At 33.4% G+C, this 11,926-nt stretch carries 11 protein-coding genes and 1 other annotated feature; all 11 genes read left to right on the plus strand.

Annotation, left to right across the window (positions count from 1 at the left end):
- The first annotated feature begins 13 nt into the window (after window positions 1–13).
- The 11 genes from murC (at window position 14) to rplT (ending at window position 11,873) form a co-directional block, all read left to right on the plus strand.
- A complete protein-coding gene (gene murC / locus PY770_RS03215; RefSeq protein ID WP_014081892.1) occupies window positions 14–1,363 on the plus strand; it encodes a UDP-N-acetylmuramate--L-alanine ligase in 1,350 nt (449 codons plus the stop codon).
- An 85-nt stretch (window positions 1,364–1,448) separates the two neighbouring features.
- Entirely contained in the window at window positions 1,449–4,148 is a 2,700-nt protein-coding gene (gene polA / locus PY770_RS03220) for a DNA polymerase I (protein ID WP_275046079.1), read from the plus strand.
- An 18-nt stretch (window positions 4,149–4,166) separates the two neighbouring features.
- Window positions 4,167–5,009 carry a DNA-formamidopyrimidine glycosylase gene (gene mutM, locus PY770_RS03225; protein ID WP_103428715.1) on the plus strand — a complete coding sequence of 281 codons (843 nt, stop codon included), beginning with the start codon at window positions 4,167–4,169 and terminating at the stop codon, window positions 5,007–5,009.
- Entirely contained in the window at window positions 5,002–5,574 is a 573-nt protein-coding gene (gene coaE / locus PY770_RS03230) for a dephospho-CoA kinase (RefSeq protein ID WP_014081895.1), read from the plus strand. The genes mutM and coaE overlap by 8 nt, the downstream gene beginning before the upstream one ends.
- A 4-nt stretch (window positions 5,575–5,578) precedes the next feature.
- A complete protein-coding gene (gene nrdR / locus PY770_RS03235) occupies window positions 5,579–6,070 on the plus strand; it encodes a transcriptional regulator NrdR (RefSeq protein WP_056957621.1) in 492 nt (163 codons plus the stop codon).
- Window positions 6,063–7,394, plus strand: a complete 1,332-nt coding sequence (locus PY770_RS03240; RefSeq protein ID WP_103428716.1) for a DnaD domain protein — start codon at window positions 6,063–6,065, stop codon at window positions 7,392–7,394. Before nrdR ends, PY770_RS03240 begins: the two co-directional genes overlap by 8 nt.
- Before the next feature lie 11 nt (window positions 7,395–7,405).
- Window positions 7,406–8,344 carry a primosomal protein DnaI gene (dnaI, locus tag PY770_RS03245; protein ID WP_275046080.1) on the plus strand — a complete coding sequence of 313 codons (939 nt, stop codon included), beginning with the start codon at window positions 7,406–7,408 and terminating at the stop codon, window positions 8,342–8,344.
- 259 nt (window positions 8,345–8,603) lie between these two features.
- Window positions 8,604–10,577 (plus strand): threonine--tRNA ligase, encoded by a 1,974-nt coding sequence (thrS, locus tag PY770_RS03250; RefSeq protein ID WP_014081899.1) that lies wholly within the window; start codon window positions 8,604–8,606, stop codon window positions 10,575–10,577.
- A gap of 17 nt (window positions 10,578–10,594) precedes the next feature.
- Window positions 10,595–10,719, plus strand: a sequence feature (ribosomal protein L20 leader region).
- 42 nt (window positions 10,720–10,761) lie between these two features.
- The gene (gene infC, locus PY770_RS03255) at window positions 10,762–11,268 is read left to right on the plus strand and encodes a translation initiation factor IF-3 (RefSeq protein WP_041817703.1); all 507 of its coding nucleotides are present in this window, start codon (window positions 10,762–10,764) and stop codon (window positions 11,266–11,268) included.
- 33 nt (window positions 11,269–11,301) lie between these two features.
- Entirely contained in the window at window positions 11,302–11,496 is a 195-nt protein-coding gene (gene rpmI, locus PY770_RS03260; protein WP_014081901.1) for a 50S ribosomal protein L35, read from the plus strand.
- Between the two features lie 23 nt (window positions 11,497–11,519).
- Window positions 11,520–11,873 (plus strand): 50S ribosomal protein L20, encoded by a 354-nt coding sequence (rplT, locus tag PY770_RS03265; protein ID WP_014081902.1) that lies wholly within the window; start codon window positions 11,520–11,522, stop codon window positions 11,871–11,873.
- The last annotated feature ends 53 nt before the right edge of the window (window positions 11,874–11,926 follow it).

The following is an 11,926-nucleotide window of genomic DNA, read 5'->3' on the forward strand; positions in this document are numbered from 1 at the left end:
GTTTTCATAAATAATGACTAAACCAGAATTAAAAATTGATAAAAATATGACTTATTATTTTGTTGGAATTAAAGGAACCGGTATGAGTGCCATGGCACTTGTTGTTAAAGACATGGGTTGTACTGTGGAAGGTTCCGACATTGAAAAATACACCTTTACCCAAAAGGGATTAGAAGATGCTGGAATTAAAGTATTTACATTTAATCCAAATAATATTAAAAAAGGTATGACATTAATCGTTGGAAATGCTTTTGAAGATAGCCAACCTGAAGTGGTTCGAGCAAAAGAATTAGGATTACCAATTTTTAGATATCCAGAATTTTTGGGAGAATTAATTAAAGGTTTTACCAGTATCGCGGTATGCGGGGCTCACGGTAAAACTAGTACAACGGGTTTATTAGCTCATGTTCTTAGTGGAATTGCACCTACCGATTATTTAGTTGGTGATGGTACTGGGAATGCCCTTCCTGATGCTCGATTCTTTGTCTATGAAGCTGATGAATATCGTCGTCACTTTATGCCAACTTATCCTGATTATGCAATTATGACAAACATCGATTTTGATCATCCTGATTACTATACTGGAATTGAAGATGTTTTTGATGCATTTCAAACTTTTGCTACGCATGTTCAAAAGGGAATTTTTGCTTGGGGAGATGATCCATATCTTCGTAAGATTAAAGCAGATGTTCCTGTTTACTACTATGGAACGGGCGAAAAGGATGACTTTAGAGCAGTTGATATTAAGCGAACTACTTCTGGCTCAACGTTCAATGTAATTTTTAGAGGTGAAGATTTAGGACGTTTTGAAATTCCTTTGTTTGGTGAACATAACGTTCTTAATTCGCTTGCAGTAATAGCTGTTTCATATTTTGAAGAAGTTGATTTAGATGAAATTCAACGTGAATTACTAACTTTTCAGGGGGTTAAACGTCGATTCTCAAAAATCAAAGTTGGAGATATGACAATTATTGATGATTATGCTCATCACCCATCTGAAATTAAAGCAACTTTAGATGCTGCTCGGCAAGAATTTCCTAACAAAGAGATTATTGCTGTTTTTCAACCACATACTTTTAGTAGAACGATTGCATATCTTGATGATTTTGCGAAAACTCTTTCAAAAGCTGATCAAGTTTATATTACTAAAATTTACGGTTCCCCTCGGGAAAAATCAGGTAACATTAGTAGTCAAGATTTAGTTAATAAAATTCCTGGTGCATCCTTGATTAAAGAAGACAATGTTTCACCATTATTAAATTATCACGATGCAGTTGTCATTTTTATGGGAGCTGGGGATATCCAAAAATACGAAAGAAGTTATGAAGACTTACTTAGTCATTTAAGTAAAAAAAATAACTAAAAATAAAGTATGACGATAAGTCATGCTTTTTTTTGCTAAAAAAGTAGTGTTAAAATATAAGAAATAAACTTGGAGGAATTTCCAGATGACCGAAAAAAAACTTTTATTAATTGATGGGAATTCATTAACTTATAAGGCATTTTTTGCTTTATATACCTCAATGGATAGATTCACTAGTCCAGACGGATTACATACAAGTGCAGTTTATGGATTTAATCGGATGTTAAATGATATCTTAGCTGATATCAAACCAACAACTGTTTTAGCAGCATTTGATGCTGGCAAAAAGACCTTTCGAACAAAAATGTATTCTGATTATAAAGCAGGCCGAGCAAAAATGCCTGACGAGTTGAGGGAACAATTTCCTTATGTGATGGATTTGCTAAAAGCTCGAGGAATCAAAACTTATGAATTAAAAGATTATGAAGCTGATGATATTATCGGTACAACGGCTAAGATAGCTGAAAAAGAGGGTTATCACGTTGATATTATTACTGGAGACCGCGATTTAACTCAACTTTGTTCTGAGAAAACAACCGTTAAAGTTTCCAAAAAAGGGGTCAGTGATCTTGAAGATTATACACCGACTTATGTAAAAAAGAATATGGGTATAAATCCTGAACAAATTATTGATATTAAGGGACTTCAAGGTGATACTTCTGATAATTATCCAGGTGTAGAAAAAGTTGGTCCGAAAACAGCAATTAAATTAATTAAACAGTATGGTACGGTTCAGGGTCTTTATGACCATATTGATGAAATTACGGCTAAAAAATTAAATGAACATTTGGTAAACGATGAGAAGCAAGCATTTCTTTCAAAGAAATTAGCTACAATTGATACTAACGCACCAATTGATATTAAACTTGCTGATTTAATTTACAAGGGTCCACAAGAACCAGAATTATCTGATTTTTATAAAAAAATGGGATTTAAATCATTTTTGAATAGTTCAAATAATGCCGATAATCAACTTGGAACCTCTAAAATTGAACTACCAGAAGTTGAATTTACTGAGTTAAGTAAAGAAAATCTCGATGAAGTTAATAGTTTAGGTAATGAAATAACTTTTAATCTTGAAACAATTAATCCTAACTACCATACGGCTGAACAATTAGGTTTCGTAATTGGCAATGAAAAAAAGTGGTTTGTTAGTCGCGATATGAGCTTATTATCTGATAAACGAATTAAACAAATTTTAGAAAATAGTGAAATTAATAAAAATATTTTTGATACCAAAGCACAAATTGTTGGATTACATCGTAATGAGATTGGATTTCAAGGCGTTGATTTTGACATGCTTTTGGTCTCATATTTAATTAATACACTCAATAATGAAGATGATATCGGAGAAGTTGCTAATCGCCATGGTTATTTCGGTGTTTTATCTGATGAAGAGGTTTATGGCAAGGGAAAGAGCCTTCAAATTCCAGATAATCATGAATTATTCGAGCATATGGTGCGAAAAGCATTAGCTATTTCAACATTAAAAAAACAAATGCTTGAAAAACTAAAAGAACATCAGCAAGCTGATTTATATCGTGATTTGGAACTTCCATTAGCTCGCGTTTTGAGTGCAATGGAGATTCAAGGAATTAGTGTTAATCAAGATAAATTAGAAGAATTAAAAAGTAAATTTACTGAACGAGTTAGTGAATACAAACAAAAAATCTATCAAGAGGCCGGTGAAGAGTTTAATATCGGCTCACCCAAACAATTAGGAATTGTGTTATTCGAAAAAATGGGGCTTCCAGTTATTAAAAAAACTAAGACTGGTTACTCAACCGCAGTTGATGTTTTAGAACAATTAGCCCCAGATCATCCAATTATTGAAAATATTCTTAATTATCGTCAATTAACTAAATTAATTTCTACGTATTTGGACGGAATTAAAGCTGATATTACGGATGATGGTAAGGTGCACACACGATACTTGCAAACCTTAACGCAAACAGGTCGATTATCATCCGTTGACCCTAATTTACAAAACATTCCCGTTCGAACTGAAGAAGGCCGTAAGGTTCGTGAAGCTTTTGTTCCTAGTCATAAAGGGTGGAAATTGTTTTCTTCTGATTATTCTCAAATTGAATTACGTGTTTTAGCTGCGATTTCTGGCGATAAAAATATGCGAGAGGCTTTCGAAAGTGGAGAAGATATTCATGCAGCCACCGCTCGTAGAATATTTGAATTGGATAAAGATGCTGTAATCACACCAACTTTAAGACGACAAGCCAAAGCGGTTAACTTTGGAATTGTGTATGGAATTAGTTCGTTTGGATTAGCGCATAATACCGGGATTTCAAATGGTGACGCTAAACGGTTCATTGACAAATATTTTAATGAATACCCTGGTGTTAAGCAATATATGGAAGATTCAGTTAAATTTGCCAAAGAACATGGATATGTTGAAACTATTTCCCATCGCCGACGCTACATTCCAGAAATTCAGTCCAAACGTTTTCAGCAACGTCAATTTGCCGAACGAATTGCGATGAATTCTCCCATCCAAGGAAGTGCAGCTGACATAATTAAGGCGGCAATGATTGAAATGCAATCTGTTTTAAAAGAAAAAGGATTACAAGCTAAGATACTTTTACAAATTCATGATGAGTTAATTTTTGAAGCACCAGAAACAGAAATCCCAGTTTTAGAAAAGTTAGTACCACAAGTGATGGATTCAATTATGAAGACAGACAAATTACTCAGTAATTCAACTGTTGATTTTAATGTTCCATTAAAGGTTGAAAGCCATTCTGGATCAGATTGGTATAATATAAAAAAATAAAGTAAAGAGGTGGCTTTCATGCCAGAATTACCAGAAGTTCAAACGGTTCGTCAAGGATTAAATAAATTAGTTAAGGGATCGAAGATTAAATCTGTAGAAGTTTTATACCCTAAGATGATTAATATTCCAGCTGAAGATTTTGAAAAAAAATTAGCAGGAAAAGAAATCATTCAAATTGACCGTCGAGGCAAATATCTTTTATTTAGATTGAGTGATGATTTGACACTTGTTTCCCATTTGAGAATGGAAGGAAAGTATGAAGTTCAACCTGAAGGAACTGAAAGACCTAAGCATACAAATGTCGTTTTTCATTTAACTGATGGTCGTGAATTACGCTATAAAGATACTCGAATGTTTGGAAAAATGACTTTAGTTAAAAATGAAGATGTTTATAAATTATCAGGGTTAAATAAAATTGGCCCTGAACCTACTGAGCAAGATTTGAAGTTTGATTACATGAAAGAAATCATGCACAAATCTCATCGTAAAATCAAAGGATTCTTATTAGATCAATCAAAAATTGCGGGATTAGGAAATATTTATTGTGATGAAGTTCTTTGGCTATCCAAAATAAATCCAGAACAACTTACTAATGAATTAAGTGATGATGAGATTAGAAGATTACGAGCAAATATTATTAAAGAAATTGCTGCAGCAATCAAGGGTCACGGAACCACTGTTCACTCATATTCAAATGCATATGGTGAAGCAGGCCAATTCCAAAATCAACTTCATGCTTATGGGCGTAAAGATGAAAAATGTGAGCGTTGTGGAACCACAATGGAAAAAATTAAAGTGGCACAAAGGGGAACGACTTTCTGTCCTAAATGTCAAAAACTACATGGTGATCTAAGTGACTAAAGTGATTGCATTGACAGGTGGGATTGCGTCTGGTAAATCAACCGTGGGGAAACTGCTTAAAGATAAAAATTTTGATGTGATTGATTTAGATAAGACTGTTCATGATTTAGAAAATGAAAACAAAGATGTCATTAATAAAATTGTTAAGTTGTTCGGAGTAAAGACTACTAATAACGGAAAAATCAATCGCTCTCAGCTTGCCGAAATTGTGTTTAATGATAAAAACGCTTTAAAGAGATTAGTTAGAATATTGAATCCATTTTTGATTAAAGAAATTAATAGTCATACAGATGAGGATGTTATTTTTATTGAAGCACCCACACTTTTTGAAAATGGCTTACAAGTTTATGTTGATAAAATTATTATGATAGCTTGTGATCCGGTCATTCAAATGCAGCGATTGATAAAAAGAAACACCATCTCAATTAGTAAAGCTAACTTACTGATGAAAAGTCAGTGGCCACAATCAGTAAAAAAAGAATTATCAGATGTAGTAATTGATTCTACAAATGGAATTGATGAGTTAAAAAAACAAGTTTTATGCTTGCTTGATGATTTGAGGTAAGAAAATGAAATGTCCAAAATGCCAACACACATCTTCAAAAGTTTTAGAAAGTCGTCCTATTCAAGTGGGTAACGAAATTAGACGCCGCCGAGAATGTAATAATTGTGGTCATCGTTTTACTACTTTTGAAAGAATTGAAGCTTCACCATTACTAGTTGTTAAAAAAGATGGTAATCGAGAAGAATTTAGTTCCGAAAAAGTTTTACGTGGAATTATTCGGTCGTGTGAAAAAAGACCAGTTTCACTTGAGCAAATGAATAGAATTGTTAACGAAACAAAACGTAATTTGGAAAATAATGATGATGGTAGTCATGAAGTTTCCAGTGAATTAATTGGCAAAGGCGTTATGGCGGGGCTGAAAGATGTCGATGAAATTGCCTATATTAGATTTGCAAGCGTTTATCGCCAGTTTAAAGACATGAATGAATTTTATAGTAAGATGAAGGAATTGATGGGTGACGACGCATCAAAAGAGAAAAACAAAAAAGATGAATAATAATCAAATTATTGAACCTAAAACAGAATATCGAGTTTATCGTAATGGAGAATTAAATGCGACAGACTTTCAAATTTTAACTAAGCTGTATTTGCCAATTATTAGGGCAAATGCTTTTGCTTTAATCAGTTCATTATGGAATGAAGATTCTAATAAGCGTGAACATTTCGCATTGATGAATGGGATTGGAATTGATGGTGGTGAACTTTATCAAGCGCGCTTAAAACTTGAGGGTGTTGGATTAGTTCAGACTTTTCAAAATGAAAAAGAAATGGTTACGTATTTATTAACAAAGCCGTTATCAGCTACATCATTTTTTAGTAATGGTTTAATGAGTGAAATTTTGTTAGAAATGGTGGGGGAAACCAAGTATTTAGAACTATCTAAAGAACTACTTCCCAGTGATTATGATTTTTCCCTATTAACTGATACTACTCACGACTTCTTAGAAGTTTATTCAATTAACCAACAAAATATTACTAACCAGCAAGACATTATTAAACAAGTTCAAACGGGAATTCCTGATGAAAAGCAGGTGCAAAGCTTGAAAGATGATAATTTAGATTTCAAATTAATGTTAGATATTTTGAGTAGTTCATTTGTAAATATCGATGATATTAAAAAGAATCATGATTTATTTGTTTCCACTAAGTTATTGTATGGTATTGATGAAATGACGATGACAAAATTAGTTGAACAAGCTACGAATTTAACTAATAATCATTTTGATATGCAAAAGTTTAAACTTTTAGTTTCGAGAAATAATCAAACTGATTTTAAAACAGCAAAAACTAATCCAGTTAAAAATACTATAACAAATGAATATCAATTTGATAATGAAGAACAACAACTAATTAAAACTGCTAAAAATTATGCACCGCTTGTTTTTTTAAATGCTTTAAAAAAAGAAAAAAATGGATATGCAACAAGCTCTGAAGAAAGAGTTATTTCACAATTGGTCGAAAGAATGGTATTGAAAACGGATGTAATTAACATGTTAATTTATTTATTGCTAGTTGATTATAATTATCCAACTTTAAATAAAAATTTAGTTGATACCATTGCTAACGATTGGTCACAAAATCATATTCAAACTGCTGAACAGGCACTTAAACAAATCAAAACACGTGATAGTAAGATTAATGCAGAAAAATCTAAAAGAAGACAAAAATCAAAACAAAATGTTAAATTAAATGTCAGAGAAACTCTGCCTGATTGGGCAAAAGATCAACCACATACCCCCCAGACTTCAGTTTCAAATAATATTATTAAAGAAAAAAAATTAATTGCAGAAAAGCTTAAAAAATTTAACGAAAAGAAGTGAGGTGATTGATAATGGATAATGTTGGAAAAAAATTTAAAGCAATTATGGCAACCGGAAACTACGCAGAAAATTATCGTAAATTAATGGATGAAGTATATGCAGATCCAGAGGTTGAAAATTTTATTGAGTCTAATCGTGATGCATTGACGGATGAATCAATTAAAAAGTCTGCTTCAAGTTTATATGAGTTTGTGAATAAACGTGATGCCATGCTAAATGGAAAAGACACTTATGCACATGGGTATGAACCAAAGTTAGTTGTTAACAATCATGCGATTGAAGTTTCTTATCAACCAACCCAAGCCTACCTAACTAAGGTTTGGGAACGCCAAATTCGTGATAATATTCAAGATTTGGGTATGTCCAAAGCGCTACAAAATGCTAACATTAATGATTATTATCATGAAGGAAATCCAGCTCGCAAAAATGCTTTAGTTCATGCTCTTGACTTTATTGATGCATATGAAAATAACCCGCAGGAATATCACAAGGGGTTCTATATCTATGGAAGTTTTGGAGTTGGAAAGTCATACTTGTTGAGTGCAATTGCCCATCGTCTGGCTAATGACAACATTAAAACTACATTCTTACACTTTCCATCATTTGCAATGGATATGAAGGCTTTGATTAATTCCAAAACTGATTCTGTAGGTAATCAGGTTGATCGTGTTAAAAAAGTACCTGTTTTAATGATTGATGATATTGGAGCTGATTCGATGTCAGCTTGGATTCGCGATGATATTTTGGGAGTGATTTTGGAATATCGGATGCAAAATCAATTATCAACCTTCTTTAGTTCTAATTTTTCGATGGAGCAATTAGAAAAAGAACATTTAGCAATTACAGCTAAGGGAGATTTTGAGCCACTAAAAGCTAAGCGGCTCATGGAGAGAATTAAATTCTTGGCTACTCCGATTGAAGTTAACGGAAAGAATTTAAGAAATGATTAAGCATCACTCTTGACATTTGTTGTTAGTGTTAGTACAGTATTAACAAGGATATGAGTTAGCTATGAATTCACAGAGAGAATAACATTTTCTGGAAGTTATTCGTTGGATTAGTTAATTTACCACCTTGATTAAAATTAAAATTAATAATGTGGTTACAAATGAGATGTTCAGTTTACTGAACGAATTTGGGTGGAACCGCGTCTAACGACGTCCCTGGTATTGAATAATACTGGGGATTTTTTTTATAGGAGGAAAAATCATGTCAAAGTTATCTTTTGAATTTCCAGATGGAAATCAAAAAGAATTTGATGCCGGCGTTTCTGTTGAGGATATTGCCAAATCAATTTCAGTTAGTTTAGCCAAAAAGGCCGTTGCTGGTAAAGTAGATGGTGAATTAGTTGATGTATTTGCACCCTTACAAAAGGGCGGAAAAATTGAAATCATTACTTCTGAATCAGAAGAAGGCTTACAAGTTCTTCGTCAAAGTGCAGCTCAATTATTAGAAACAGTTGCAAAAAAACAATTCCATGACATTAAAATTGGTGAAATTTCTGCTGATGAAGATGGTTTTTATGTTGATACTGATAAAGCTGAACGCCAAGTTAGTGCTGATGAGCTTGATGAATTAGCAAATCAAATGAAAAGAATCATTAAAAATGACGCTTCTGTAAAGCGAGTTTATTTGAGCAAAGATGAGGCACTTAAAGAAGTCGATGGTGATCCATACCAAGCTAAAATCATTTCTGAAATTGATTCAGATAATATTTTATTCTATGACATTGCCGGCGTATTAACCTTAGCTCAAGGAGTAGTTGCACCTAGTCTTAAAAATATTAAACATTTCAAATTACTTTCAGTTGCTGGTGCATATTGGGAAGGTAAATCATCTAACCCAATGTTACAAAGAATTTATGGTACTGCTTTTTATAAAGAAGCAGAGCTTGAAGCTGATTTAAAAGCTCGTCAAGAAGCTAAAGAACGTGACCACCGTGTCATTGGAAATAACTTAGATTTATTCTTTGTAGATCCTAAAGTTGGTGCTGGTCTGCCTTACTGGATGCCAAATGGTGCTACCATTCGTCGTACTATTGAACGCTACATTACAGATAAAGAATTAGCTAATGGTTATCAACACGTTTATACTCCCGTTTTAGCTAACCTTGATTTATACAAACAATCTGGTCACTGGGATCACTACCGTGAAGACATGTTTCCTCCAATGGAAATGGATGATGACGAAATGCTTGAATTACGTCCAATGAATTGTCCTTCACATATCCAAATTTACAAACATCACATTCGTTCATACCGTGAACTTCCACTTCGAATTGCTGAATTAGGAATGATGCACCGTTATGAAAAATCTGGTGCCTTAAGTGGATTACAACGGGTTCGTGAGATGACACTTAATGATGGTCATACTTTTGTTGCTCCAGATCAAATTCAAGATGAATTTAAAAAGATTCTTAAATTAATGATGGATGTTTACGATGACTTTGATATTGATAACTACACATTCAGACTTAGTTATCGTGATCCTAAGAATACGGAAAAATACTTTGACGATGATGAAATGTGGAACAAAGCACAATCAATGCTTAAAGGTGCCATGGATGAACTTGGTTTAGATTACGTTGAAGCGGAAGGTGAAGCTGCTTTCTACGGTCCAAAACTTGATGTTCAAACTAAGACAGCTCTTGGTAACGAAGAAACGTTATCAACTATTCAACTTGATTTCATGCTTCCAGAACGCTTTGATTTACATTACGTTGGTGAAGATGGTAAAGAACATCGTCCAGTTATGATTCATCGTGGAATTGTTTCAACTATGGAAAGATTTACAGCTTACTTGATTGAAATGTACAAAGGAGCTTTTCCAACTTGGTTAGCACCTAAACAAGTTGAAATCATTCCGGTTAGTGATGAAAAATACGGAGATTATGCTCGTAAGTTAAATGAAAAACTTTCTGCAATTAAGATTCGTTCTCATGTTGATGATCGTAGTGAAAAGATGGGTTACTTAATTCGTGATGCTCAAACCCATAAGGTTCCATACACCATTGTGGTTGGAGAAAACGAAGTTAAGAATAATACAGTTTCTGTACGTAAATATGGTGAAGATAATAGTCGTGATATGTCAATTGATGAATTTGTCATGGAAATTTTAAAAGATATCTCAAGTTACTCAAGAGATGCAAACAAAGAAAAAGAATCAGTTGACAAAGTTAGATAATGTTGATATGATTGAATAGTTAAAAGCAGAGGCTTCCCGCTTCTCGCCTAAGTGATTTTAATTGCTGGGCTTTACGAATGAAAGACCTATTTCGATAGGGATAGCGGGTATCCATTGTGGGTATCCGCTATTTTTCTGCTTTAAAATTACTTGGAGGTGAACCACTATAGCAAAGAGAGATCAAATGGTTAATGATGGTATTCGTGCCCACGAAATGATGATCATTGATGATAATGGAAATAAACTTGGTTTAAAGACAAAACAAGAAGCAATGAAAATTGCTGAAGATGCAAATCTTGACTTGGTTCTTGTCGCTCCTAACGCTAAACCAGCAGTTGCTAAAATTCTTGATTACGGGAAATATCGCTTTAATCAACAAAAGAAAGATCGTGAAGCTCGTAAGAAACAAAAGATTGTTAGTGTTAAGGAAATTAGATTAAGTCCTACTATTGATACAAATGACTTTAATACTAAACTTAAGAATGCTCAAAAATTCTTAGACAAAGGTGAAAAAGTTAGAGTATCCATCAGATTTAAAGGACGTGCCATTACCCATAAGGAAATCGGTCGGACTGTTCTTAACAAAATGGCTGATGCACTTTCTGATATTGCTACCGTTACCCAACGAGCAAAAATGGATGGACGTAGCATGTTCTTAATGCTTGCACCAAGTACTAATAGAAAGAAATAATTAATTTCTTTAATTAAAGAGGAGGATATTGTTATGCCAAAAATGAAATCAAATCGTGCAGTTGCTAAGAGATTTAAGAAAACCGCTAAAGGTGGACTTAAGAGTGCTCATGCATATACTAGTCACCGTTTCCATGGTAAAACTAAGAAACAACGTAGACATTTACGTGGAACACACATGATTAGTAGTCTTTGGGTAAAAACTTATACTGAACTTTTAAGAAAATAATTTAACTATAGGGGGATTTTAATATGCCACGAGTAAAAGGTGGAGCTACCACACGTAACCGTCGTAAACGTGTTCTTAAATTAGCTAAAGGATATCGCGGTGCTAAGCATCGTCTTTTCAAAACTGCTAAAGATCAAGTAATGAAGTCACGTACTTATGCTTTCCGTGATCGTCGTAACAACAAAGGTAATTTCAGAAAGATTTGGATCACTAGAATTAATGCTGCTGCTAGAATCAATGATATTAGTTACAGTAAATTAATGCATGGTTTGAAATCTGCTAACATTGATATGAATCGTAAAATGTTAGCTGACTTAGCTGTTAATGATGCAGAAGCATTTGCTACTTTAGTAGAACAAGCTAAAAAAGCTCTTTAATTTTAAACATTAAAAACTTCCATCAATTTCTTTGGTGGAAGTTTTTTTCTTCA

Source organism: Fructilactobacillus sanfranciscensis (genome assembly GCF_029023685.1).
In the GTDB taxonomy this organism is placed as follows: Bacteria; Bacillota; Bacilli; order Lactobacillales; family Lactobacillaceae; genus Fructilactobacillus; species Fructilactobacillus sanfranciscensis.